The organism is Delftia sp. PX-1 (assembly GCF_055797465.1).
In genome coordinates this window covers 4944448-4969368 of sequence record NZ_CP184763.1, presented here as the reverse complement: position 1 = coordinate 4969368, position 24921 = coordinate 4944448, and the positions used below count along the sequence as shown (strand labels likewise).

Genomic DNA, 24921 nt, shown 5'->3' with positions numbered 1-24921 from the left:
TGAGGGGGCTGAACGGACGCGGGACCCGATTATCGCACCGCAGTGTCAATTTTTTTCGCACGATGGCGCACAGGCTTGTTGCAGTGCGATAATGTCTGCTGCAATTCAAAAAGGCAAACGGGTCACGGTCCGGCGTTTACTCACTCGCCCATGTCTGTTGGTCCTAAGTCCCGCACCGGCCTCACAAGGGCTTCAGGCAAGGGGCACCCAAGGTTTTTCGTTAGAGAAATTCACAAAGGTTGATCATGGAAATTTCCAAAGCCGAGTACTCCAGCGCGGCAGCAGCGGCGTCGCAGTCCCATGCATCCCAGGAGCTGATGGGCTCCGAGATCCTCGTCAAGTCCCTGCAGGCCGAAGGCGTCAAGCAGCTTTGGGGCTATCCGGGCGGTGCGGTCCTGTACATCTACGACGCCCTCTACAAGCAAGACACCATTCAGCATGTGCTGGTGCGCCACGAGCAGGCGGCTGTGCATGCGGCAGACGGTTTTGCCCGTGCCACGGGTGAAGTCGGCGTGGCCCTGGTGACCTCGGGTCCCGGCCTGACCAACGCCGTCACCGGCATTGCCACCGCCTACACCGATTCCATTCCCCTGGTCGTGATCAGCGGCCAGACCTCGACGGCCTACATCGGCACCGATGCATTCCAGGAGTGCGACACCGTCGGCATCACCCGCCCCATCGTCAAGCACAACTTCCTGGTCAAGGATGTGCGCGAGCTGGCGGACACCATGAAGAAGGCCTTCCACATCGCGCGCACCGGCCGCCCCGGCCCCGTGGTGGTGGACATCCCCAAGGATGTGTCCTTCAAGAAGGCTCTCTACACCGGTTACCCCGAAAAGGTGGAGATGCGCTCCTACAACCCGGTGCGCAAGGGCCATGCCGGCCAGATCCGCAAGGCGCTGCAGTTGCTGCTGGCTGCCAAGCGTCCCTATATCTACACGGGTGGCGGCGTGCTGCTGGGCAATGCCTGCAACGAGCTGCGCACCCTGGTCGACATGCTGGGCTACCCGGTCACGCATACGCTGCTGGGCCTGGGTGCCTATCCGGCCAGCGACCGCAAGTTCCTCGGCATGCTGGGCATGCACGGCACCATCGAAGCCAACAACGCCATGCAGAACTGCGATGTGCTGCTGGCCGTGGGTGCGCGCTTTGACGACCGGGTGATCGGCAACCCCAAGCATTTCATGTCGGTGGAGCGCAAGATCATCCATATCGACATCGATCCCTCCTCCATCTCCAAGCGCGTGAAGGTGGACGTGCCCATCGTCGGCGACGTCAAGGAAGTGCTGACCGAGCTGATCTCCATGATCCGCGAGGCCAGCGCCCGTCCCGACGCTGCGGCCCTGGGCCAGTGGTGGGAGACCATCGAAGGCTGGCGCAGCCGCGACTGCCTGCAGTACAGCCGTGGCGACGGCTCGGTCATCAAGCCCCAGTACGTGGTGGAGACGCTGTGGAACATGACCCGCGACGCAGATGCCTACATCACGTCCGACGTGGGCCAGCACCAGATGTGGGCTGCGCAGTACTACCGCTTCGACGAGCCGCGCCGCTGGATCAACTCCGGCGGCCTGGGCACCATGGGCGTGGGCCTGCCCTACGCCATGGGCATCAAGCTGGCCAAGCCTGAATCCGAGGTGTTCTGCATCACGGGCGAAGGCTCCATCCAGATGAACATCCAGGAGCTGGCCACCTGCCTGCAGTACAACACGCCGGTCAAGGTGGTGTCGCTGAACAACCGCTACCTGGGCATGGTGCGCCAGTGGCAGGAGATCGAGTACTCGGGCCGCTATAGCAGCAGCTACATGGACTCGCTGCCCAACTTCGTGAAGCTGGCCGAGGCCTATGGCCACGTGGGCATGCTGATCGAGCGCCCCGAGGACGTGGAGCCCGCCCTGCGCGAGGCCCGCAAGCTCAAGGATCGGACGGTGTTCATGGACTTCCGCACCGATCCCACCGAGAATGTGTTCCCCATGGTGCAGGCCGGCCGTGGGATCACCGAGATGCTGCTGGGAGCTGACGACCTCTGAGCGAGCCCTTGGCCGGGTTCGCCAGGGCCTGTTCCTGCCGCATCTTCTTCAGTAGCCGCCCTCAAGGCGGCAACCCCTTGACGAATCTATTGCCTGCCAAGCCCGACGTTTACCGGCGCCGGGGGAGGGCAGCGAAAAGAGGAATCTTTCTTTCATGAAACACATCATTGCCGTGCTGCTCGAAAACGAGCCGGGAGCCTTGTCGCGCGTGGTGGGCCTGTTCTCGGCCCGCGGCTACAACATCGAATCGCTGACCGTGGCTCCCACGGAAGACGCATCGCTGTCGCGCATGACCATTCAGACGAATGGCTCCGAAGACGTGATCGAGCAGATCACCAAGCACCTGAACCGCCTGATCGAGGTCGTCAAGGTCGTGGACCTGACGGAAGGCTCCTATACCGAGCGCGAGCTCATGATGGTCAAGGTCCGCGCCGTGGGCAAGGAACGCGAGGAGATGAAGCGCATGGCCGACATCTTCCGCGGCCGCATCATCGACGTGACCGAAAAGAGCTACACGGTCGAGCTGACCGGCGACCAATCCAAGAACGACGCCTTCCTGCAGGCGCTGGACCGCACGGCCATTCTGGAAACCGTGCGTACCGGCTCCTGCGGCATCGGCCGCGGCGAACGCATCCTGCGCGTTTGATGCGCTGCAACGCACCTGAAACCTGTCCCCTTCCCCTTTCAACCCCTACACACACACGAAGCCTGGAGCCAACATGAAAGTTTTCTACGACAAGGACTGTGACCTGAGCCTGATCAAGGGCAAGACCGTTGCCATCATCGGCTACGGCAGCCAGGGCCACGCACACGCTCAAAACCTGAACGAAAGCGGCGTGAAGGTCGTGGTCGGCCTGCGCAAGGGCGGCGCTTCCTGGGACAAGGTCGCCAAGGCAGGCCTGACCGTCGCTGAAGTCGACGACGCCGTGAAGGCCGCCGATCTGGTCATGATCCTGCTGCCGGATGAGAACATCCCCGAGGTCTACACCAACAACGTGGCCCCCAACATCAAGCAAGGCGCCACGCTGGCCTTTGCCCACGGCTTCAACATCCACTACAACCAGGTTGTGCCGCGCGCCGATCTGGACGTGATCATGGTCGCCCCCAAGGGCCCTGGCCACACCGTGCGCTCCGAGTACCTGAAGGGCGGCGGCGTGCCTTCGCTGATCGCCGTGTACCAGGACAAGTCCGGCAAGGCCCGTGACCTGGCCCTGTCCTATGCCATGGCCAACGGTGGCGGCAAGGGCGGCATCATCGAAACCAACTTCAAGGAAGAAACCGAGACCGACCTGTTCGGCGAGCAGGCCGTTCTGTGCGGCGGCGCGGTGGAACTGGTGAAGATGGGCTTCGAGACCCTGACCGAAGCCGGCTACGCTCCCGAAATGGCCTACTTCGAGTGCCTGCATGAGCTCAAGCTCATCGTGGACTTGATGTACGAAGGCGGCATCGCCAACATGAACTACTCGATCTCGAACAACGCCGAATACGGCGAGTACGTGACGGGTACAGAAGTCATCAACGACAAGTCGCGCGAAGCCATGCGTGCTGCCCTCAAGCGCATCCAGACCGGCGAATACGCCAAGATGTTCATCCAGGAAGGCCGCACCAACTACCCGAGCATGACGGCCCGCCGCCGCATGAACGCCGAACACGCCATCGAAAAGGTGGGCGGCCAGCTGCGCGCCATGATGCCCTGGATCTCCAAGAACAAGCTGGTTGACCAGAGCCGCAACTGAGATTGCTGCATTCCATCTTGCATGGGTCGCGCATGCGGCCTACGCAAGGTGCAGGACAAGGCCACCCCGACGGGTGGCCTTTTTCGTGCACAGAAGGGGGGCGGTGCGCAGGTACACTGACCCTTTCGGGGCGGCACTGTCCGCTCCCTTAGAATACTATTGTTTTAATAGCTGCTCACGCTTGCGTGCGCTGTGCTGGAGGCCGGATTGATGCAAAACCACAATGAGTCCAACGAAATCGAAGGCGTGGTGGTGCGCAAGCGCCGCAAGGGTATCTACATCCTGCCCAACCTGTTCACGCTGGCTGCGCTGTTCGGTGGCTTCTACGCCATCGTGATGGCCATGAATGGCCGCTTCGAACTGGCTGCTGCAGGCGTGTTCTGCGCCATGGTGCTCGACAGCCTTGACGGCCGTGTGGCACGCATGACCAATACGCAAAGCGCCTTTGGCGAACAGATGGACTCGCTGTCAGACATGGTGTCCTTCGGCGCCGCTCCCGCCTTGATCGCCTATGAGTGGGCGCTCAAGGGCATTGGCCGCTGGGGCTGGATTGCAGCCTTCGTCTATTGCGCCTGCGCTGCGCTGCGGCTGGCGCGCTTCAACGTCAACACAGGCACCGTGGACAAGCGCTGGTTCCAGGGCCTGCCTTCGCCCGCCGCTGCAGCGCTGGTCACCGGCTTCATCTGGCTGCTGGACGAGGCGGGCCTGCTGCGCGGCCAGGATGCCTGGCTGAGCTGGACGCAGATCACCTGGATCATGTTCTTCCTGACGCTGTACGCGGGCCTGACCATGGTCACCAACGTGCCTTTCTACAGCTTCAAGGACGTGCATTTCAAGAAGAGCGTGCCCTTTGCGGCCATCGTGCTGATCGCCCTGGGCATCGCCATCATCAATATCCATCCGCCCATCGTGCTGTTCGGCGTGTTCCTGCTCTACGGTTTCTCGGGCTACGGCGTCTATGCATGGCGCAAGGCCAAGGGCCAGCGCACCAGCGTCATCAGCACCTCGACCGATGAGCCTGAAGAGCGCGGCCTGCACAAATGATGCGCCGCAGCATCTTCACAGCGCCTGAGAACCTGTGCTAAAGTGACCCGCATGCAATACCTGTCGCTAGCTCTACTACTGATGTCCCACGGGCAGAGACAGTAGCGCGCGCGTACATTCCTACTTTCACGGCCCGTTTGCACCAGCGACGGGCCGTTTTGCGTTTGTGGGGTCGCTGGAGCAGGTGGGTCTTGTTTTTACCTAGACGATAGAAAGCACTTCAGCCATGTTGCAAAACCCTTCGACCAAGTACCGTCCGTTCGCTCCGGTCCGCCTGCAAGACCGCCGCTGGCCCGATGCGGTGATCACCCAGGCCCCGGTCTGGTGCAGCGTGGACCTGCGCGATGGCAACCAGGCGCTGATCGAGCCCATGGACATCGATCGCAAGATGCGCATGTTCGAGCAACTGGTGAAGATCGGCTTCAAGGAAATCGAGGTCGGCTTTCCTTCCGCGTCCCAGGTCGAGTTCGACTTCATGCGCAAGCTCATCGAGGAAAACCGCATTCCCGATGACGTGACCGTCCAGGTGCTGACCCAGGCGCGCGAGCACCTCATCCGCCGTACCTTCGAGGCGCTCGAAGGCGTGCCCCGGGCCATCGTCCACCTCTACAACGCCACCGCGCCCGTGATGCGCCGCGTGGTATTGAACATGAGCGAGGACGAGATCGTCGAGCTGGCCACCACCAATGCCCGCATGTTCAACGAGATCGCTGCCGGCTATCCCCAGACGCAGTGGACCTTCCAGTACTCGCCCGAGATGTATTCGGACACCGAGCTGGAGTTTTCCAAGCGCGTCATCGATGCCGTCACCGATGTATGGCAGCCCACGCCCGAGCGCAAGTGCATCATCAACCTGCCCACCACCGTGGAGCACTCCACGCCCAACATCTTCGCCGACATGGTGGAGTGGACGCATCGCCACATCCAGCGCCGCGACTCCATCGTGCTGTCCGTGCATCCGCACAATGACCGCGGCACGGGCACGGCCACGGCCGAGCTGGCGTTGATGGCCGGTGCGGACCGCCTTGAAGGCTGCCTGTTCGGCAATGGCGAGCGCACGGGCAACCTCGATGTGGTCAACGTGGCGTTGAACATGTACATCCAGGGCGTGTCGCCTGGCCTGGATTTCTCCGATATCGACGGCATCCGCAGCACGGTCGAGCATTGCAACCAGCTGCCCGTGCATCCGCGCCATCCCTATGTGGGCGATCTGGTCTACACCTCGTTCTCGGGCTCGCACCAGGATGCCATCAAGAAGGCCTTCGCCGATCGCAAGGACGGCGACATCTGGGACATGCCCTATCTGCCCATCGACCCCAAGGACCTGGGCCGCAGCTACGAGGCCGTGATCCGCGTCAACAGCCAGTCCGGCAAGGGCGGCATCGCCTATCTGCTTGAAAGCGAGTATGGCCTCCAATTGCCGCGTCGCCTGCAGATCGAGTTCAGCCAGGTGGTGCAGCGCGAGATGGACGCCAGCGGCAAGGAGCTGGCCGCGGCCGACCTGTGGTCGCTGTTCCAGCGCGAGTACGGCCTGCAATCCGTGCAGGCACCGCATTACCGCCTCAGCGAGAACGACGGCGTGGTCAGCCTGTCGGCCGATCTGTCTGTTGACGGCGGCAAGCGCACGGTCGAGGCGCAAGGAACGGGGCCCATCGATGCCTTCGTGCAGGCGCTGAGCGAGCACAGCGGCCGGGCCGTGCGCGTGCTGGACTACAACGAGCATGCCATCGGCGAGGGGGCCAATGCCAAGGCCATTGCCTACGTGGAACTGCGCGTGGACGAGTTGCACGTGTGCTACGGCGTCGGGGTTGATGCGAATATCGTCTCCGCTTCGTTCCGGGCCATCATGTCGGGCTTGCAGCGCGTGCCCTCTGCCGAGAAGGTGACGGTGCAGGAGGCGGTTGCCGCTTAAATTCCATTGCCTAGCCGGTGCAGCCACAAGCGCACCGGCTTTTTTCATCACCTGCCCGTGGGCAGGAGATTCGCATCCACAAGAAAGACGAGACTCCCATGACCGACCAATTGATCATTTTCGACACCACCTTGCGTGACGGCGAGCAGTCGCCCGGTGCCTCCATGACCCGCGACGAAAAGCTGCGCATCGCGCGCCAGCTCGAGCGGCTGAAGGTCGATGTGATCGAGGCCGGTTTTGCGGCGAGTTCCAATGGCGACTTCGAGTCGGTGCAGGCCATTGCGCGCGCCATCAAGGACTCCACCATCTGCTCGCTGGCCCGTGCCAATGACCGCGACATCGCCCGTGCGGCCGAGGCTCTGAAGGACGCCAGCCGCGCGCGCATCCACACCTTCATCGCCACCAGTGCGCTGCACATGGAGAAAAAGCTGCGCATGACGCCCGAGCAGGTGCTGGAGCAGGCGCGCCAGTCGGTGCGATTTGCGCGCAACCTGATCGCCGACATCGAGTTCAGCCCCGAAGACGGCTACCGCAGCGACCCGGACTTTCTGTGCCGCGTCATCGAGACGGTGATTGCCGAAGGCGCGACCACCATCAACGTGCCCGACACCGTGGGCTACGCCATTCCGGAGCTGTACGGCGCCTTCATCAAGAACCTGCGCGAGCGCGTGCCCAACAGCGACAAGGCCGTCTGGAGCGTGCATTGCCACAACGACCTGGGCATGGCCGTGGCCAACTCGCTGGCCGGCGTCAAGCTTGGCGGGGCGCGCCAGATCGAGTGCACCATCAACGGCCTGGGCGAACGCGCGGGCAACTGCTCGCTCGAGGAGGTGGTGATGGCCATCAAGACGCGCAAGGACTACTTCGGCCTTGACGTCAACATCGACGCCCAGCACATCGTGGCCGCCAGCCGCATGGTCAGCCAGACCACAGGCTTCGTGGTGCAGCCCAACAAGGCCGTCGTGGGCGCCAACGCCTTCGCCCACGCCTCGGGCATCCATCAGGATGGCGTGCTCAAGGCGCGCGACACCTACGAAATCATGCGTGCCGAGGATGTGGGCTGGAGCGCCAACAAGATCGTGCTGGGCAAGCTCAGCGGCCGCAATGCCTTCAAGCAGCGCCTGCAGGAGCTGGGCGTGGAACTCGACAGCGAGGCCGCGATCAACACTGCCTTTGCGGCCTTCAAGGAACTGGCCGACCGCAAGAGTGAAATCTTCGATGAGGACATCCTGGCCCTGGTGACCGAGCAGGATGCGCATCAGCAGGCCGATCCCTTCCAGTTCATCTCGCTGGCCCAGCAAAGCGAAACGGGTGAGCGCCCGCACGCGTCGGTGGTGTTCAGCCGCGATGGTCGTGAGATCAAGGCCCAGTCCGACGGCAATGGCCCGGTCGATGCCTCGTTCAAGGCCATCGAGTCCGAGGTGAAGAGCGGTGCCGAGATGCTGCTGTACTCGGTCAACGCCATCAGCGGCTCCACCGAGAGCCAGGGCGAAGTGACCGTTCGCCTGCAGCGCAGCGGGCGCGTGGTCAACGGCGTGGGAGCGGACCCGGACATCGTCGTGGCCTCGGCCAAGGCCTATCTGAGCGCGTTGAACAAATTACACAGCAATGCAGAGGTCGTGGCTGCGCAGGGGTGAGCACTCGCCTTATAATTTCATTTAAATTATCGAAAAGTCGCACAAGTTATTGTCACAGTGCGACTTTTTCGATTAATGTAAGGTCTAGTCACAAATTCTTGCTGCTTGGAGCATTTCTCATGCCCACCCTACGCCGTGCCCGCCTCGGTCGATTTGCTCAGGTTCTCTCGTTGCTGGCCCTGAGTTGTGCTCTCACTGCCCCGGGCGCGCATGCCGCACCGGCCAAGAAAGTTGCTAAGAAACAGGTGGCCGTGGCCCCTGTCAAGAAGAAGGCCGTGAAGGAGCGCGCCACGGCGGCTCCTCAGGGCAAGCGCGTTGCCAAGAGCGCGCGCCAGCCCAGCCGCGTGGCCGCCCGCAGCGCTGCCAGCCCCATTCGTGCCGTTGCCTACGAGCCACGCCTGTCGTTCGGGCAGATGGCCGGGCTGCATGCAGTGGCCGATCCTCTTGATCTCAAGAGCAGCGTGGCCCTGGTCATGGACCAGGACACCCACGAAGTGCTGCTCAGCAAGAACGACCATGCCGTGCTGCCCATCGCCTCGCTGACCAAGCTGATGACGGGTCTGCTGATTTCCCAGGCCCATCTGCCCATGGATGAATCCATCACCATCACGCAGGATGATGTGGATACCGAAAAGGGCAGCAGTTCGCGCCTGGCCGTGGGCACCACGCTCACCCGTGCCGAAATGCTGCACCTGGCCCTGATGTCCAGCGAAAACCGTGCTGCCCATGCGCTGGGTCGCACCTTCCCAGGTGGCCTGGATGCCTTCGTCCAGCAGATGAATGCCAAGGCGCGCCTGCTGGGCATGACCGATACCCGTTACGTGGAGCCCACCGGGCTGTCCAGCCGCAACCAGTCCAGCGCCCGTGATCTGGCCGTGCTCGTGAATGTGGCGCACAGTGATCCGCTGGTACGCGAGTACACCACTTCGCCCGGCTATGAAGTGGCCGTGGGCCGCCGCACGCTGCAGTACAACAACACCAACCGCCTGGTGCTGAGCCCGACCTGGGATATCGGCCTGCAAAAGACCGGCTACATCTCCGAAGCGGGTCGCTGCCTGGTCATGCAGGCGCAGGTGGCTGGCCGCAAGATCATCATGGTCTTCCTGGACTCTGCCGGAAAGTTCAGCCGCCTGGGCGATGCCGAGCGCGTACGCCACTGGGTGGAATCCATGGGGCAGGTGGCCGGCGATTCCATGATCCACAAGGTCAAGGGCTGAGTTTCCTCCCTCGCAACAACAAAGGCGCCCTGGGCGCCTTTGTTGTTTTTGATGACCGGTTTTGCTGCTTGCGGATGGCTGCTTGCAGATCAGTGGCTGCTGCGCGCGTAGGGATTGGGGGGCGGGGCTGCAGGGCGGACCGCATTGAAGCCCAGGGCGCCCGAGATCTCCTGCGCGGTGGCCTGGAGCTTGGACAACCAGCTTTCGTCCAGCCGGTCGGCGGGAGCGGAGATGGACAGGCCGGCCACCAGCTTGCCCTGGTCGTCATAGATGCCGGCGGCCATGCAGCGCACACCCAGCTCCAGCTCCTCGTTGTCGCGGGCGACGCCATGGTGGCGTACCTTGTCCAGCTCGTTTTCCATGTCGGCAAGCCGCGTGATGCTGAAGTGCGTCTTGCCGGGAAGTCCGGTTCGTGTGGCGTAGGCGCGCACCTGCTGCGCATCATCGGCCGCCAGAAACAGCTTGCCATTGGATGTGAGGTGCAGCGGCGCATGGCCGCCGATGGCGCGCACCACCTGCATGCCCGAGCGCTCGCTGTAGGCGCGTTCCACATAGACGATTTCATCGCCCTGGCGCACGCTGAGGCTGACCGGCTGCTGGATCTGCTTGTGCAGCTGGCGCATGGGAATCAGGGCCGCTTCGCGCACGCTCAGGCGGGCCTTGACCAGGTTGCCCAGCTCCAGGAAACGCATGCCCAGCCGGTAGCTGCCCGATTCGGGGCGGTCGACGAAGCGGCCGATGGCCAGATCGTTGAGAATGCGGTGCGTGGTGGAGGGGTGCAGGCCGGTGCGCTCGCTGATCTCCTTGAGCGATACTGCTTCCTCACGCGAGGCCAACACGTCGATCAACGTGAACATGCGTTCCAGGACCTGGACGCTGGGCTTGGGCGAGGCCGCGTTATCGTCTTTTTTCATGAGGCGCAAGGGGATTTCGGGATTCGGTCATTCTAGCGGCGGGCATGGCTTGGCGGCATATGTGCCGCCTGCAAACAGCGGCCATGTGCATAAGAAATGTCGCTGAAAAGGGCGCGGTGGCGCCATATCAGCGTGGCAGCTGATCCACGCGCTGCCAGCGCTCGTCCACGCGCACTTCATGGGGAAGAAAGCGCGCCTTGTAATTCATCTTCTGGCTGTCGGCGATCCAGTAGCCCAGATAGACATAGGGCAGGCTCATGGAGCGTGCCTGATCGATCTGCCACAGCACGTTGAACGTGCCGTAGCTGGCCTGGTCATCGGGCTCGTAGAAGGTGTAGACGGCGGACAGCCCGTCTTCCAGCACATCGAGGATGGAGACCATCTTCAGCCTGCCGACTGCGCCGTCGGCCGCCGGTGCGCGGAACTCCACAAGCCGTGAGTTGACGCGGCTTTGCAGCAGGAACTGCGTGTACTGGTCCACGCTGTCGTGGTCCATGCCGCCGCCGCTGTGACGGCTTTGCTGGTAGCGCAGGTACAGCTGGTAATGCTCGTTCGAGTAATGCAGGCGCTGGATCGATGCCGTGAGATCGGCGTGGCGCACGGCGGCACGGCGCTGGCTGCGGTCCGGGCGGAAATCGTGGACCAGGATGCGCATGGGCACGCAGGCCCGGCAACCATCGCAATACGGCCGGTAGGTGAACATTCCGCTGCGGCGAAACCCCAGGGAGACCAGCTCCGAATAGGCGCTGTTCTGGATCAGGTGGCTGGGCGTGGCCACTTGCGAACGCGCCAGCCGGCCATCCAGGTAGCTGCAGGGATAGGCGGCTGTGGCGTAGAACTGCAGGGCCTGCAGCGGAAGATCGTTCGGGTGCGTCATGGTGTGCTGGCGGCAGCCGGTGATGTGCTGCCGGCGTCACCGGACGGCGGCAGCAACTCGTTCCAGTATACGTTTTCGAATTGCCAGTGCATGGGCGGCAGCTGGCTTTGCTCTGCCACGGTGCGCAGGAACTGGGAGCGGGGCATCTCGCGCGCGCCCAGCGAAGCCAGGTGCTGCGTGGCCTGCTGGCAATCGATTTGCGCGGCGCCTTGGTGCCGGCACAGCGCCACCAGTGCCGACAGTGCGATCTTGGATGCGTCTGTGGCATGCGCGAACATGGACTCGCCGAATACGGCGCGGCCCAGCGCCACGCAGTACAGGCCGCCCACCAGGCGCCCGTCGATCCAGGTTTCCACGCTGTGGGCTGCACCCTGGCGGTGCAGTTCGGTATAGGCGTCGAGAATTTCCTGCACGATCCAGGTGCCATCCTGATCACGGCGCACCGTTTGGGCGCAGTGCTGCATCACGGCCTCGAAAGCGCTGTCGATGCGGATCTCGCAGCCGGCGGTGGAGCGAAAGCGCTGCAATGTCTTGCGCAGGCTGCGGTGCAGCCGGAACTGCGATGTCTGCAGCACCATGCGTGGATCGGGCGACCACCATAGCGTGGGCTGGCCTTCGCTGAACCAGGGAAAAATGCCCTGGCTGTAGGCGATGCGCAGGTGCGCCGCATCCAGCGTGCCGCCTGCGGCCAGCAGGCCCGGAATCGGGTCGTTGGGGCCCCATGCCGTTTCCACAGGAGGGAAGGCCTGGTGGGGAATGAGCCATGGGAGGGGGTAGGACATGATCGGGTGCGGGCTGAAAAATAATGGATTCGTGCTTCTCTGCAGCCGCAGTCTTGCACAAACCATGGTGAAGAGGGTTGCGTGGATGCGAGAGCATCGCCTGGCCGGGGTAAGTGAACCTCCTACGCGGCCTTGTCCCGCCGGGGGACAGCGCCGCCAGGCCGGGTTGGCTATCCTGGGCTTGTCTTCTTGCGGATGCATGGCTTTCGCTGCGAAGACATCGAAGGAGGATGAGCGATGTTTTTCAGCAAAATCTTTGGCGCAAGCCTTGCCGAGCCGCGCTATATCCGTCGCACCCGGGCCTACCTGCAGGAGGCACGCATGGCGATGCTGGAGCACACCATTGCTGCCGAGTACTACAAGTCCTCTGCGGACATGTATGCGGAGCGGGCTGCGCGGCTGGAGGAAGAGCTGCGTGCATGGGAAGAGGGCGTGGAGCAAGCGCGCGCTGCGCACGGTGCGCGTCGCGCACATGCCAAGCACGGCAAGCCTGTCACCGTAGATTCGGCCGCCCCTGCCGCAGCGCCGAGCACGCCGACTGTCGGCATGGTGCGCGCAGCCTGAGCAAACAAAAAAGCCCGCATGCGCTGGCATGCGGGCTTTTCATCTGGCTCCTCAACCTGGGCTCGAACCAGGGACCTACGGATTAACAGTCCGGCGCTCTACCAACTGAGCTATTGAGGAATATGTTGGTGCTGGGCCCTGTACGATTGCAAGGCCGCTGAAATTTGGCTCCTCAACCTGGGCTCGAACCAGGGACCTACGGATTAACAGTCCGGCGCTCTACCAACTGAGCTATTGAGGAATACGTGTCTGTCGACAAAGATCCTGTGCGATTGCAGGGTCTTGAAATTCTTTGGCTCCTCAACCTGGGCTCGAACCAGGGACCTACGGATTAACAGTCCGGCGCTCTACCAACTGAGCTATTGAGGAACAAGACCTAGATTATATGACGTAAAAAACACGTCACAGAAAACTCGGGGAATTTTTTTCAGCAGGCCTGCCGCAGGCCTTCATTCTCAGGGCTCTGGCCTGAACCACAGCCACACCAGCACGCAGCCCATGGACGTCAGCGCCACGGCCTGTACCCAGGCGGGCGGGCGTGTCCACAGCAGGAGGACGGCGCACAGGCTCATCATGGCGCTGGCGCTCCATTTGGCGCGCCGGCTCACGCAGCCACCTCGCGCCCAATTGCGCAGCATGGGCCCGAACAGGCGATGGCGCCACAGCCAGGTGTGCATGCGATGCGAGCTGCGCGCCGCGGCCCATCCGGCCATGAGCACGAACACCGTGGTGGGCAATCCTGGAATGAAGATGCCGGCAATGCCCGTCGCCAGGCTCAGGCAGGCAAACAGCTGCAGCGCCCAGCGCAACGGCGCGGCCGGCATGCGGTGCAGGGGAGGGGGATCATCATCATTGAAGGCCTGCGCCTGCGCCATGCCTGCCTGCGCAGTGGCATCCGGCTGCCTGGCCTGTGCCGCGGGTGTTTGCTGCGCGCCTGTGTCACGGTCCTCTGAGGACGCGGCGGATGACTCTCTGGCGGTGCTGGGCATGCTGCGATTGTGCCAGCGCGGTGTAGCCATGGCGGCCAAGGGGGGCGAGAGGGGGGGATCGGGGGGCGAAGCAGGTGGGTGTGGTCACGGTGCGCGGTCGCCCGCTATGCTTGGCGACCCGCATTTCCTGCATCACCGTGCACTGCCATGACTGTACGCACCATATTGAAAATGGGTGATCCGCGCCTGCTGCGCGTCGCCCAGCCCGTGACCGAATTCGACACCGACGAACTGCACCTGCTGCTCAGCGACCTGCTGGACACCATGCATGCCGCCAATGGCGCGGGGCTGGCCGCGCCGCAGATTGGCGTGGACCTGCAGATGGTGGTGTTCGGCTCCGGCCTGCCCAATCCGCGCTACCCCGATGCACCGGTGGTGCCGCGCACCGTGCTCATCAACCCGGTCATCACGCCCATCGGCGAAGACGAACAGATGGACTGGGAAGGCTGCCTGTCCGTACCCGGCATGCGTGGCATGGTGCCGCGCTGGAGCCGTATCCGCTACACGGGCTTCGATGTCTTTGGCGATGCGATCGATCGCACGGTGGATGGCTTTCATGCGCGGGTGGTCCAGCATGAGTGCGACCACCTCTGGGGAAAGCTCTATCCCATGCGCATGCGCGACTTCCGCCAGTTCGGCTTCACCGATGTGCTGTTCCCCGGCATCAGCGCTGCCGAGGATGACTGAGCGGACTTGCTTGCCGCTGTAATTCCAGGATCTGCGGTCAGGTCTTTGTATACAAATCGGTAGACAATTTTTCCATGCTGGCGCCGTACAGTGGCACTTCCCGCGAAGGCGGGGATTGTGTGCGTGCGCCCGCCAAGAGCTGCCAAGCAGCCACCGGGCTTCGCGATGCAGGATGCAGGAGAGCGCGGCCTATCGGGTCGGCGGCAAAGGGTGCGCGGGGGCGCGCCTGCCGCCATCCGGCTGCCGCGTACTTGTCCGGCGTTCTGTGAACAAGAGGACAAGGAGACAGCGATGGAAAAAAGTTCTGGCAATGCGCCGGCCCTGGGCGCAGACATCCGCCCGGAGGACGAGCAACTCGGCCTCACGGCCAACACCCTCTATGGTTTGCAGCATGTGCTGACCATGTACGGCGGCATCGTGGCCGTGCCCCTGGTCATGGCCAATGCGGCGGGTATGTCGGCGGCCGACACGGGCCTGCTGATCACGGCCTGCCTTTTCATGGGCGGGCTGGCCACGCTGCTGCAGACGCTGGGCATTCCGTTCTTCGGCTCGCGCCTGCCGCTGGTGCAGGGCGTGTCCTTCTCGGGCGTGGCCACCATGGTCAGCATCCTGCATACGGGCGGCGGCATGCAGGGGGTGCTGGGCGCTGTGCTCTTTGCCTCGGTGTTCGGCCTGATCATTGCGCCCATCTTCTCCAAGCTCACGCGCTTTTTTCCTCCGCTGGTCAATGGCTGCGTGATCACCATCATCGGCCTGTCGCTGATGCCGGTGGCCGCCCACTGGGCCATGGGTGGCAATCCCCAGGCGGCCGACTACGGAAGCATGGGCAACATCGGCCTGGCCGGGCTGTCCCTGGTCATCGTGCTGGCGCTGAGCAAGCTGGGCAACGCCATGATCTCGCGCCTGTCCATCCTGCTGGCCATCGTCATCGGCACGGCGGTGGCGGCCATGATCGGCAAGTCCGACTTTTCCGAGGTGGGCAGCGGTGCGTGGTTCGCCGTGCCCATGCCGCTGCACTTCGGCTGGCCGACCTTCAGCCTGGCGGCGACGCTTTCCATGTCCATCGTGATCCTGGTGACCTTGGTGGAGACCTCGGCCGACATCCTGGCCGTGGGCGACATCGTGGGCACCCGCGTGGATTCGCGCCGCCTGGCCGACGGCCTGCGTGCCGACATGCTGTCCAGCGTGGTGGCCCCGTTCTTCGGTTCGTTCACGCAGAGCGCCTTTGCCCAGAACGTGGGCCTGGTCGCGGTCACGGGCATCAAGAGCCGTTATGTGGTGGCCTTCAGCGGGCTGATCCTGATCGCCTTCGGACTGCTGCCCATCATGGGGCGCATCGTGGCCTGCGTGCCGCCCTCGGTGCTGGGCGGCGCGGGCCTGGTGCTCTTTGGCACGGTGGCAGCCAGCGGCATCCGCACGCTGGCCAAGGTGGACTATCACAACAACATGAACCTGATCATCGTGGCGGCGTCCATCGGCATGGGCGTGCTGCCCATGGTCAAGCCGGACTTCTATCACCACTTCCCGGACTGGTTCGCCACCATGTTCCATTCGGGCATCAGCTCCACTGCGGTGACCGTGCTGCTGCTGAACCTGGTCTTCAACCACTTCAAGCAGGGCAACCCCGAAGAGCCATCGGTGTTCGGCGCCGGATCGGAGCGCGTGCTCAGCGAGGCCGTGCTGTCTGCCCTGGCCGATGGCGACCGGGTGGTCGATGGCAAGCTCTATGACCGCGAGGGCAAGCAAGTGGCCACGGTGTCGGCGCCTGCGTCCGCCATGCACTGATGGCTGCATCCCCGCCTGCCAGCGCATGAACCCGACGAGCCCGCCCTGCACAACAGGGCGGGCTTTTTTTGCGCAATCGGCTCAGACTGCCAGGGCCTGCAAAAGCTCGGTCTCTATGAGCAGCTGGCGCTGGTTGTTCTGCAGCTCCGCACCCTCGATGAGGAAGCTGTCCTCCACGCGCTCGCCCAGCGTGCTGACCTTGGCCAACTGCACGCTCAGGTGGTGCTGGGCCAGGATGCGCGCCACGGTGTAGAGCAGGCCGGCGCGGTCCGTGGCCGAGATGGACAGCAGCCAGTGCTGGGCCTTGTCGTCGGGTCGCAGCGTGACGCGCGGCGCGAAGGGGAAGCTCTTGACGCGGCGCGACAGGCGCCGGGGCGAGGGCTCGCGCAGCGGTCCGCCCTCCATCAGGGCGGCGACCAGGTCGTTCTCGACCATGTGCATCAGTTCGCGGTACTGCTCCTGCATGGCGGGCGCCACCACCTGGAAGGTGTCCAGCGCATAGCTGTTGTGGGCCGTGTGCACGCGCGCATCCAGGATGGAAAACGCTGCGCGGTCGAAGTAGCCGCAGATGCGCGCGAACAGATCGGGCTGGTCGGGTGCGTAGACCAGCACCTGCAGTCCCTCGCCCGCCAGTGAGCGGCGCGCACGCACCACGGGGCGGGTGGTGCCCACGTGGCGCGACAGGTGGCGTGTGTGCCAGGCGATGTCGGCCGCCTCATGGCGCATGAAGTAGTCCACGCCCAGCGTGTCCCAGAGCTTCTTGTGGGACTCGAAGGGCTGGGCCGTCAGCGCCAGCTGCACCAGCGCCTCGCGCCGGCGCGCCTCGATCTCGGCGGCCGCGTCGGGCGCGCGGCCACCCATCACGCGCAGGGTCAGGCGATAGGTGTCCTCCAGCAGCTTGCCCTTCCAGGCGCTCCACACCTTGGGGCTGGTGCCACGGATGTCGGCCACGGTGAGCAGGTACAGCGCCGTGAGGTTGCGTTCGTTGCCCACGCGCTCGGCAAAGGCCTGGATCACTTCGGGATCCGACAGATCCTGCTTTTGCGCGACCTGGCTCATGGTCAGGTGCTCGCGCACGAGGAACTCGATCAGCTCGGCGTCGGCGCGCGCAATGCCGTGGGCGCGGCAAAAGCGCTTGGCCTCCACGGCGCCGATGATGGAGTGGTCGCCGCCGCGGCCCTTGCCGATGTCGTGGAACAGCGCGGCCACGTACAGCAGCCAGGGCTTGTCCCAGCCGCTGGCCAGCTGGGAGCAGAACGGATACTCATGCGCATGCTCGGCCATGAAAAAGCGCCGCACATTGCGCAGCACCATGAGAATGTGCTGGTCCACCGTGTAGACGTGGAACAGGTCGTGCTGCATCTGGCCCACGATGCGCCGGAAGGGCCACAGGTAGCGCCCCAGCACCGAGGTCTGGTTCATCAGCCGCATGGCATGCGTGATGCCGCTGGGCTGCTGCAGGATCTTCATGAACGTGGCGCGGTTGACCGGGTCGCGCCGGAAGGCCGCATCCATCAGGTCCCGCGCGCCGTACAGCGCGCGCAGCGTGCGTGCCGACAGGTCGGTGAGGCCCACATGGGTCTCGTACATCAGGAAGGTTTCGAGGATGGCATGCGGCTCGCGCTCGTACAGATCGTCGCTGGCCACTTCGATGGTGCCGGCCTTCTCGTAGAAGCGCGAGTTCAGCCGGATCCGCGGCGTGGGGCGCGGGTTCAGGCGCTCCTCGATGTTCAGCCGCAGGATCTGGCACAGCTGGGTCACGGCCTTGGCTGCCCAGTAGTAGTGGCGCATCAGCGTCTCGCTGGCGCGCATGGCCAGCTTGCGGCCCTCGGCCGAGGTGGAGCGGTAGCCAAAGGCCTCGGCCACGGCGGTCTGCTGGTCGAAGACCAGGCGGTCCTCGTGCCGGCCCGCCACGGCGTGCAGGCGCGCGCGTATCAGGCTGAGCATGGCCTCGTTGTCTTCGAGCTGCTGGCGCTCGAAATCGGTGATCAGTCCCTTTTCCGCCAGGGCCTGCCAGCTGTGGCCCAGGCCTGCGGCGCGGGCCAGCCAGATCATGGTGTGCAGATCGCGCAGGCCGCCGGGCGATTCCTTGCAGTTGGGCTCCAGCGAGTAGGGCGTGCTCTCGTACTTGTTGTGGCGCTGGCGCATTTCCAGCAGCTTGCCGGACAGAAAGGCGCGCGCATTCATCTGTGCCTGGTAGCGCTGCTGGAACTCGCCGAACAGCGGCTCGTTTCCGCAGATGCGGCGCGACTCCAGCAAGGCGGTCTGCACGGTGAGGTCACGCCCGGACTCTTGCAGGCATTCGGCCAGCGTGCGCACGCTGGAGCCGATCTCCAGGCCCGCGTCCCAGCAGCTGCCGATGAACTTTTCTATGCGCGAGGTCAGCTCCGGGTCTGCCGTGCCGGTGGCCGGCAGCAGCACCAGCACGTCGATGTCGGAGTAGGGAAACAGCTGGGCGCGGCCATAGCCTCCCACGGCGGCCAGGCAGGCCTCGGCAGGCATGCCGGCGCGGTGCCACAGCGCGCGCAGCAGCGTGTCGGCCAGATCGCTCAGGTGCTGCAGCACCAGGCGCACGCCGCGCCGGCCCATGGTGGGCGCCAGCAGCGAGCCTATCCAGCGTCCGCGATCGAGGGCGTACTGCGCGCGCAACTGCTCCAGCGAATCCGGGGCTGCGGGCGCAGAGTTGGAAGGAGTGTGGTCAGTGATCTGTTTCATGCGCTGCCAGGGCAGGGGAGGCGCCTGGAGCGGGTGCCCCGGGCGCAGTGCCATTTTGCCTGCGCATCACGCAAGAAACATGCCGAGCCTCAGCAGCTCGTGGCGGTCACGAAGGGCGGGAGCGCGGGCGAGCCGGCCGACAGGGTCATGACTTCGTAGCCCGTCTTGGTCACCACCAGGGTGTGTTCCCACTGGGCCGAGAGGCTGTGGTCCTTGGTCACGATGGTCCAGCCGTCCTTGCCCAGTTCCTTGATCTCGCGCCTGCCCAGGTTGAGCATGGGCTCGACGGTGAAGACCATGCCCTCTTCGAGAACGGTGCCCGTGCCGGGGCGGCCATAGTGCAGGATCTGCGGCTCTTCGTGGAACTTCTGGCCGATGCCGTGGCCGCAGAACTCGCGCACCACCGACAGGCCGTGGCCTTCGGCAAAGGTCTGGATGGCGTTGCCGATGTCGCCCAGCGTGGCGCCGGGCCTGACCTGCTGGATGCCCAGCCACATGGCGTCGAAGGTCAGCGCCGACAGGCGCTTGGCCGCGATGGAGCACTCGCCGATCAGGAACATGCGGCTGTTGTCGCCGTACCAGCCGTCCTTGGTGATGACCGTGACATCCACATTGACGATGTCGCCCTTCTTGAGCGGCTTGTCATTGGGGATGCCGTGGCAGACCACGTGGTTGACCGAGGTGCACAGGTGCCCGGGATAGGGCGGGTAGCCAGGCGGCTGGTAGCCGATGGTGGCGGAGACCGTGCCCTGCTGCGCCATGCATTCGGCGCCCAGCCGGTCGATCTCGGCCGTGGTGATGCCGGGCTTGATGTGGGGGGTGATGTAGTCCAGCACTTCCGAAGCCAGGCGGCATGCCACGCGCATGGCTGCGATGTCTTCGGCGCTCTTGATGGTGATGCTCATGCCCGCAATTATCCCATTGCGCCTTTGGACGTGCAGGGGTAAGGGGCGGCTGTCGCCACCGGGACGGCGCAGCCCGGTAAAATGGCGGCCTCACCGATTCAGCGCCTTGCGGCCTGCCCCCAGCCGGGCGGGGCCGCAGGGCGCTTTTCACAAGCCTCCTCACCCAACAGGCCGCCACGTGACCTTGCATCTGACACAGTTCGAGGGTGGAAACGCTCTCAGCTCGTTCCGCGCCCAGCAGCTTCTGACCGACCTGGTCGCCATCCATCCCAAAATCACCGGCATTGCCGCGCGCTTCGTGCACCTGGTGGCCACGGACGCCGCACCCACGCCCGCATTGCAAGAGCGCCTCCAGGCGCTCTTGACCTATGGAGATCCCTACGAAGGCCCGCAAGGCCCGGCCGATGGCACCGCCCTGGTGGTCACCCCGCGCCTGGGCACGATCTCGCCCTGGGCCTCCAAGGCCACCGATATCGCGCGCAACTGCGGCCTTGAAGTCTTCCGCGTCGAGCGCATCACCGAGTACCGCGTGGTCCTCAAGAGCGGCCTGCTCGGTGGCAAGCCCGAGCTGTCGGCCGAGCAGACCGCGCAGATCGCGGCCCTGCTGCACGACCGCATGACCGAATCGGTCTTCGCCACGCGCGCCGAGGCCGAGCAGCTGTTCTCCGCCCTGGAAGCCGCTCCCATGGAGTTCGTCGATGTGCTGGGCGGCGGCCGCGCGGCGCTGGAGACTGCCAACCGCCAATGGGGCCTGGCCCTGGCCGACGACGAGATCGACTACCTGGTCGACGCCTTCAAGGGCCTGCAGCGCAATCCCACGGACGTGGAACTGATGATGTTCGCGCAGGCCAACAGCGAGCACTGCCGCCACAAGATCTTCAACGCCCAGTTCACCATTGACGGCGTGGCCCAGGACAAGAGCCTGTTCGGCATGATCCGCCACACGCACCAGGTCTCGCCCCAGCACACGGTGGTCGCGTACTCGGACAACGCCTCCATCATGGAAGGCCATGAGGTCGAGCGCTTCGTCGCCACCTTCGAGGCAGCCCTGGACAAGATCAAGGCGCCCAGCTACCAGAAGAAGAAGGCCGTCAACCACGTCCTCATGAAGGTGGAGACGCACAACCACCCCACGGCCATCTCTCCCTTCCCCGGCGCATCGACCGGCGCGGGCGGCGAGATCCGCGACGAGGGCGCCACGGGCCGCGGCTCCAAGCCCAAGGCCGGCCTGTCGGGCTTCACGGTCTCCAAGCTGTGGGGCAGCGAAGTGGGCAAGCCCGAGCACATCGCCAGCCCGCTGCAGATCATGATCGAGGGCCCGCTCGGTGGCGCGGCCTTCAACAACGAGTTCGGCCGTCCCAACCTGACCGGCTATTTCCGCGAGTACGAGCAGCAGGTCGGCGTGGGTGCCGATGCCGTGATGCGCGGCTACCACAAGCCCATCATGATCGCGGGCGGCCTGGGCGTGATCGACTCCGAGCTGACGCGCAAGATCGAATTCCCCGCCGGCACCCTGCTGATCCAGCTGGGCGGCCCCGGCATGCGCATCGGCATGGGCGGCGGCGCTGCCAGCTCCATGGCCAGCGGCACGAACGCGGCCGAGCTGGACTTCGACTCCGTGCAGCGCGGCAACCCCGAGATCGAGCGCCGCGCCCAGGAAGTCATCAACCACTGCTGGGCCCAGGGTGACAAGAACCCCATCCTGGCCATCCACGACGTGGGTGCCGGCGGCCTGTCCAATGCCTTCCCCGAGCTGACCAACGATGCGGGCCGTGGCGCGCGCTTCGACCTGCGCGCCGTCAACCTGGAGGAATCCGGCCTGGCGCCCAAGGAAATCTGGTCCAACGAAAGCCAGGAACGCTATGTACTGGCCATCGCGCCCGAATCGCTGGCCGAATTCACGGCCTTCTGCGAGCGCGAGCGCTGCCCGTTTGCCGTGATCGGCACGGCCACCGAGGAGCGCCAGCTGGTGCTGGAGGACACGGCCGTGGCCTCGGGCGACCAGAAGTTCCCCGTGGACATGCCCATGAACGTGCTGCTGGGCAAGCCGCCCAAGATGCACCGCGACGTGGCCACCGTGCAGCGCGAGCTGCCCCCCATGGACCTGACCGGCGTGCCCCTGGAAAAGGCCGTGATCGACGTGCTGGCCCACCCCACCGTGGCCTCCAAGCGCTTCCTGATCACCATCGGCGACCGCGCCGTGGGCGGCCTGACCCACCGCGACCAGATGGTCGGCCCCTGGCAGGTGCCCGTGGCCGACGTGGCCGTCACGCTGGCCGATTTCCAGGGCTTCAAGGGCGAGGCCATGGCCATGGGCGAGCGCACGCCGCTGGCGGCCATCAACGCGCCGGCGTCGGGCCGCATGGCCGTGGCCGAGGCCATCACCAACATGCTGGCCGCGCCCATCGAACTGTCCAGGGTCAAGATGTCGGCCAACTGGATGGCGGCCTGCGGGGAGCCCGGCGAAGACGCGGCGCTCTACGCCACCGTCAAGGCCGTGGGTATGGAGCTGTGCCCGCAGCTGGACATCTCGATCCCCGTGGGCAAGGACAGCCTGTCCATGCGCACCCAGTGGAACGAGGGCGGCCAGGTCAAGAAGGTGACCTCGCCGGTCAGCCTGATCATCACGGGCTTTGCCTCCATCGACGATGTGCGCGGCACGCTCACGCCCCAGCTGGACGCCTCGGAAGACGACAGCACCCTGGTGCTGGTGGACCTGGGCCGCGGCAAGATGCGCATGGGCGGCTCCATCCTGGGCCAGGTGCTGGGCCAGACCGGCAACGAGACGCCCGACCTCGATGACGCCAAGGACCTGATTGCCCTGGTCGATGCCGTCAACGACCTGCGCGCCAAGGGCCAGATCCTGGCCTACCACGACAAGGGCGACGGCGGCCTGCTGGCCACCGTGGCCGAGATGGCCTTTGCCGGCCATGTGGGCGTGGCTATCAACGTGGACATGCTGGTCACCGAAGGCGACGGCATCAGCGACAGCCGCATGGACTCGGGCGAAGGCAAGAACTGGGCCTCCCAGATCAGCGGCCGCCGCGACGACATGACGCTGCGCGCGCTGTTCAACGAAGAACTGGGCGCCGTGCTGCAGATCCGCACGGCCGACCGCGCCGCCGTGCTGCAGACCCTGCGCGAGCATGGCCTGTCCACCTGCAGCCACATCATCGGCAAGACGCGTCCTGCCTCCTCCAAGGTCGATGCGGGCAAGGGCGAGTTGCAGGTCTGGCGCGATGCCAAGTCCGTCTTCGGCGCCTCGCTCAGCGACCTGCATCAGGTCTGGGATGCCGTCAGCTGGAAGATTGCCCAGCAGCGCGACAACCCGGCCTGCGCCGACAGCGAGCACGCCGCAGCCGGCGAGCCTGCCGACCCGGGCATGCACCTGCACCTGACGTTCGACCCGGCCGAGAACCCGGCCGCACCCTTCCTGAACCTGGGCGCGCGGCCCCGCGTGGCTGTGCTGCGCGAGCAGGGCGTGAACTCCCATGTGGAAATGGCCTACGCCTTCACCGAGGCCGGCTTCGACGCCGTGGACGTGCACATGACCGACCTGCAAAGCGGCCGCGCGCAGCTGCAGGACTTCGCCGGCGTGGTGGCCTGCGGCGGCTTCAGCTACGGCGACACGCTGGGCGCCGGCATCGGCTGGGCGCGCTCCATCACCTTCAACGACAGCCTGTCCGCGCAGTTCCAGCAGTTCTTCGGCCGCAGCGACACCTTCGGCCTGGGCGTGTGCAACGGCTGCCAGATGTTTGCCGAGCTGGCCGACATCATTCCCGGTGCCCAGGACTGGCCGCGTTTCACGCAGAACCAGAGCAACCGCTTCGAGGCGCGCCTGTCCATGGTGGAAGTGCTGGAGTCGCCCAGCCTGTTCCTGCAGGGCATGGCCGGCAGCCGCCTGCCCATCGCCGTGGCCCACGGCGAAGGCTTTGCCAACTTCCGCTTCCGGGGCAATGCGGACAAGGCCATCGCCTCCATGCGCTATGTGGACAACCACGGCAAGGCCACCGAGCAGTACCCGTTCAATCCCAACGGATCGGCCGGCGGCCTGACGGCAGTGACCACGGCCGATGGCCGCTTCACGGCCATGATGCCCCACCCCGAGCGCGTGTTCCGCAACGTGCAGATGAGCTGGACCAACGGCGACAAGTCGGAATTCAGCCCCTGGATGCGCGTGTGGCGCAACGCCCGCAAGTGGCTGGGCTGATGCACTGAGCGACGCTGCAAAGCAGACAAAGGCCCTTCGGGGCCTTTGTTTTTTTGCGCCTGTCCTTACTGCTCCAGCATCTGTCCCGTGCGCGCGCGGGCCTGCTGGACCAGGGTGGAGATCAGCACCGTCTCGGGCAGGTTGTGCCAGTAGCGGCGCGGCATCTCGCGCAGCATGGCCTGCTCCTTCAGGCGCGCGGGGTTGAAGGTGCTGGCGTAGTAGGTCAGCCACAGGGCCTCGCCCGCGTCGGCTGGCGGGGCATCGCTGCGGCGTGCGCCGGGCGCCAGGCGCAGCGCATGGCCGTCCCAGTGCACGCTGCATTGCGGCGTGAGGATGGCCCAGTGCATGTTGGCAAAGCGCTTGCAGAAGAAGGGTGCCGCCGCGCGCACGATGTGGTGCTCGGGCTCGAACCAGGCGATGTGCAGCTCGGGCAGGTTCTGCCGCTGTGTCGTCCGAAAGCGCACGAAGGCGTGCATCTTGTGGATCTCGCGCGAGACGGGGCGGGCCAGGGCCTCGATGGCGCGCCAGTCCGCATCCAGCGCATCCAGCCGCAGTTCGGGCCGGGCCTGCATGCGCGCCAGCCAGCGGTGGCACAGCTCGAAGCGGCCTGCCGCGCGGTGCATGCAGGCATGGCGCAGGGCGGACATCTGGGTGTCCGACAGGGACAGCCCTGCCTCGCCGGGGCCGGCCAGCCCGGCAAGCGCCGAGGCGGGCATGGCCTGCTGCGGCGCGCTGGAAAACAGGTCCACCCCCGCGCCGAGTGGCTGCGCACTCGGCGTGTCGGGCCACCGCCAGCGCACCAGGGCGGGGTCGGCGCCATGGGCCAGCAGCGCCCTGCAGGCTGCGCGAAAGCCGGGCCAGTCGTCGGGGCTGTCGAGTTCGATGGTGAGGGCCTGTCCGTGCATGGCGTGCTCCAGGTT

General features: G+C 65.1%; 18 protein-coding genes and 3 tRNA genes. 11 read left to right on the top strand and 10 right to left on the bottom strand.

The features are described 5' to 3' along the window. Positions 1-245 precede the first annotated feature (245 nt). The 7 genes from ACN20X_RS22775 to ACN20X_RS22745 all read left to right on the top strand — a co-directional run bounded on the left by ACN20X_RS22775 (position 246) and on the right by ACN20X_RS22745 (position 9573). Positions 246-2027, top strand: coding sequence for an acetolactate synthase 3 catalytic subunit (locus ACN20X_RS22775; protein ID WP_016447415.1), 1782 nt, complete (start codon positions 246-248; stop codon positions 2025-2027). Positions 2028-2181: 154 nt separating this feature from the next. Further along, positions 2182-2673, top strand: a complete 492-nt coding sequence (gene ilvN, locus ACN20X_RS22770) for an acetolactate synthase small subunit (protein ID WP_012206665.1) — start codon at positions 2182-2184, stop codon at positions 2671-2673. A gap of 73 nt (positions 2674-2746) precedes the next feature. Continuing rightward, positions 2747-3763, top strand: a complete 1017-nt coding sequence (gene ilvC, locus ACN20X_RS22765) for a ketol-acid reductoisomerase (protein ID WP_016447414.1) — start codon at positions 2747-2749, stop codon at positions 3761-3763. A gap of 210 nt (positions 3764-3973) precedes the next feature. After that, entirely contained in the window at positions 3974-4807 is an 834-nt protein-coding gene (pssA, locus tag ACN20X_RS22760; RefSeq protein ID WP_012206663.1) for a CDP-diacylglycerol--serine O-phosphatidyltransferase, read from the top strand. A gap of 226 nt (positions 4808-5033) precedes the next feature. After that, on the top strand, positions 5034-6719 hold the full coding sequence (gene leuA / locus ACN20X_RS22755; RefSeq protein ID WP_016451367.1) for a 2-isopropylmalate synthase: 1686 nt from the start codon (positions 5034-5036) through the stop codon (positions 6717-6719). A gap of 98 nt (positions 6720-6817) precedes the next feature. Next, on the top strand, positions 6818-8356 hold the full coding sequence (locus ACN20X_RS22750) for a 2-isopropylmalate synthase (RefSeq protein ID WP_016447412.1): 1539 nt from the start codon (positions 6818-6820) through the stop codon (positions 8354-8356). A gap of 119 nt (positions 8357-8475) precedes the next feature. Beyond that, positions 8476-9573: a serine hydrolase gene (locus ACN20X_RS22745; RefSeq protein WP_016447411.1), complete on the top strand. Its 1098-nt coding sequence runs from the start codon at positions 8476-8478 to the stop codon at positions 9571-9573. A gap of 89 nt (positions 9574-9662) precedes the next feature. Here the strand turns inward: ACN20X_RS22745 and ACN20X_RS22740 are convergent, their stop codons facing one another. From ACN20X_RS22740 to aat, 3 genes are all read right to left on the bottom strand, one after another. Then, entirely contained in the window at positions 9663-10487 is an 825-nt protein-coding gene (locus tag ACN20X_RS22740; protein ID WP_016447410.1) for an IclR family transcriptional regulator, read from the bottom strand. Between the two features lie 127 nt (positions 10488-10614). Continuing rightward, positions 10615-11364 carry an arginyltransferase gene (locus ACN20X_RS22735; protein ID WP_016451368.1) on the bottom strand — a complete coding sequence of 250 codons (750 nt, stop codon included), beginning with the start codon at positions 11362-11364 and terminating at the stop codon, positions 10615-10617. Beyond that, on the bottom strand, positions 11361-12146 hold the full coding sequence (aat, locus tag ACN20X_RS22730; RefSeq protein WP_473209940.1) for a leucyl/phenylalanyl-tRNA--protein transferase: 786 nt from the start codon (positions 12144-12146) through the stop codon (positions 11361-11363). The genes ACN20X_RS22735 and aat overlap by 4 nt, the downstream gene beginning before the upstream one ends. Positions 12147-12383: 237 nt before the next feature. On the opposite strand from aat, the gene ACN20X_RS22725 reads away from it, so the two are divergent. Beyond that, the gene (locus tag ACN20X_RS22725) at positions 12384-12710 is read left to right on the top strand and encodes a hypothetical protein (RefSeq protein ID WP_016451370.1); all 327 of its coding nucleotides are present in this window, start codon (positions 12384-12386) and stop codon (positions 12708-12710) included. Positions 12711-12754: 44 nt separating this feature from the next. Here the strand turns inward: ACN20X_RS22725 and ACN20X_RS22720 are convergent. The 4 genes from ACN20X_RS22720 to ACN20X_RS22705 all read right to left on the bottom strand — a co-directional run bounded on the left by ACN20X_RS22720 (position 12755) and on the right by ACN20X_RS22705 (position 13585). Continuing rightward, positions 12755-12830, bottom strand: a tRNA-Asn gene (locus ACN20X_RS22720). Positions 12831-12875: 45 nt separating this feature from the next. Continuing rightward, a tRNA-Asn gene (locus ACN20X_RS22715) sits at positions 12876-12951 on the bottom strand. A gap of 52 nt (positions 12952-13003) precedes the next feature. Next, positions 13004-13079, bottom strand: a tRNA-Asn gene (locus ACN20X_RS22710). A gap of 86 nt (positions 13080-13165) precedes the next feature. After that, positions 13166-13585, bottom strand: a complete 420-nt coding sequence (locus ACN20X_RS22705) for a YbaN family protein (RefSeq protein ID WP_016451371.1) — start codon at positions 13583-13585, stop codon at positions 13166-13168. Positions 13586-13846: 261 nt separating this feature from the next. Here ACN20X_RS22705 and def point away from each other — a divergent pair, with 261 nt between their 5' ends. Next, on the top strand, positions 13847-14386 hold the full coding sequence (gene def / locus ACN20X_RS22700) for a peptide deformylase (RefSeq protein WP_016450766.1): 540 nt from the start codon (positions 13847-13849) through the stop codon (positions 14384-14386). A gap of 291 nt (positions 14387-14677) precedes the next feature. After that, entirely contained in the window at positions 14678-16171 is a 1494-nt protein-coding gene (locus ACN20X_RS22695; protein ID WP_016450767.1) for a nucleobase:cation symporter-2 family protein, read from the top strand. Between the two features lie 81 nt (positions 16172-16252). On the opposite strand, the gene ACN20X_RS22690 is transcribed toward ACN20X_RS22695, so the two are convergent. Both ACN20X_RS22690 and map read right to left on the bottom strand, forming a co-directional pair. Continuing rightward, positions 16253-18886 (bottom strand): [protein-PII] uridylyltransferase, encoded by a 2634-nt coding sequence (locus tag ACN20X_RS22690; protein WP_046986780.1) that lies wholly within the window; start codon positions 18884-18886, stop codon positions 16253-16255. Between the two features lie 89 nt (positions 18887-18975). Beyond that, on the bottom strand, positions 18976-19791 hold the full coding sequence (gene map, locus ACN20X_RS22685) for a type I methionyl aminopeptidase (protein WP_016450769.1): 816 nt from the start codon (positions 19789-19791) through the stop codon (positions 18976-18978). Between the two features lie 178 nt (positions 19792-19969). Here map and purL point away from each other — a divergent pair, with 178 nt between their 5' ends. After that, entirely contained in the window at positions 19970-24001 is a 4032-nt protein-coding gene (purL, locus tag ACN20X_RS22680) for a phosphoribosylformylglycinamidine synthase (RefSeq protein WP_016450770.1), read from the top strand. Between the two features lie 65 nt (positions 24002-24066). On the opposite strand, the gene ACN20X_RS22675 is transcribed toward purL, so the two are convergent. Continuing rightward, positions 24067-24906, bottom strand: a complete 840-nt coding sequence (locus tag ACN20X_RS22675; RefSeq protein ID WP_016451374.1) for a TIGR03915 family putative DNA repair protein — start codon at positions 24904-24906, stop codon at positions 24067-24069. Positions 24907-24921: the final 15 nt, after the last annotated feature.

Coding starts and splice junctions, on each gene's coding strand:
- map (WP_016450769.1), bottom strand. CDS start 19,791: ATGAGCATCACCATCAAGAGCGCCGAAGACATCGCAGCCATGCGCGTG.
- ACN20X_RS22775 (WP_016447415.1), top strand. CDS start 246: ATGGAAATTTCCAAAGCCGAGTACTCCAGCGCGGCAGCAGCGGCGTCG.
- ACN20X_RS22725 (WP_016451370.1), top strand. CDS start 12,384: ATGTTTTTCAGCAAAATCTTTGGCGCAAGCCTTGCCGAGCCGCGCTAT.
- ilvC (WP_016447414.1), top strand. CDS start 2,747: ATGAAAGTTTTCTACGACAAGGACTGTGACCTGAGCCTGATCAAGGGC.
- ACN20X_RS22695 (WP_016450767.1), top strand. CDS start 14,678: ATGGAAAAAAGTTCTGGCAATGCGCCGGCCCTGGGCGCAGACATCCGC.
- ACN20X_RS22740 (WP_016447410.1), bottom strand. CDS start 10,487: ATGAAAAAAGACGATAACGCGGCCTCGCCCAAGCCCAGCGTCCAGGTC.
- ACN20X_RS22745 (WP_016447411.1), top strand. CDS start 8,476: ATGCCCACCCTACGCCGTGCCCGCCTCGGTCGATTTGCTCAGGTTCTC.
- ACN20X_RS22690 (WP_046986780.1), bottom strand. CDS start 18,886: ATGAAACAGATCACTGACCACACTCCTTCCAACTCTGCGCCCGCAGCC.
- ACN20X_RS22705 (WP_016451371.1), bottom strand. CDS start 13,585: ATGGCGCAGGCGCAGGCCTTCAATGATGATGATCCCCCTCCCCTGCAC.
- aat (WP_473209940.1), bottom strand. CDS start 12,146: ATGTCCTACCCCCTCCCATGGCTCATTCCCCACCAGGCCTTCCCTCCT.
- def (WP_016450766.1), top strand. CDS start 13,847: ATGACTGTACGCACCATATTGAAAATGGGTGATCCGCGCCTGCTGCGC.
- ACN20X_RS22675 (WP_016451374.1), bottom strand. CDS start 24,906: ATGCACGGACAGGCCCTCACCATCGAACTCGACAGCCCCGACGACTGG.
- ACN20X_RS22735 (WP_016451368.1), bottom strand. CDS start 11,364: ATGACGCACCCGAACGATCTTCCGCTGCAGGCCCTGCAGTTCTACGCC.
- leuA (WP_016451367.1), top strand. CDS start 5,034: ATGTTGCAAAACCCTTCGACCAAGTACCGTCCGTTCGCTCCGGTCCGC.
- pssA (WP_012206663.1), top strand. CDS start 3,974: ATGCAAAACCACAATGAGTCCAACGAAATCGAAGGCGTGGTGGTGCGC.
- ilvN (WP_012206665.1), top strand. CDS start 2,182: ATGAAACACATCATTGCCGTGCTGCTCGAAAACGAGCCGGGAGCCTTG.
- ACN20X_RS22750 (WP_016447412.1), top strand. CDS start 6,818: ATGACCGACCAATTGATCATTTTCGACACCACCTTGCGTGACGGCGAG.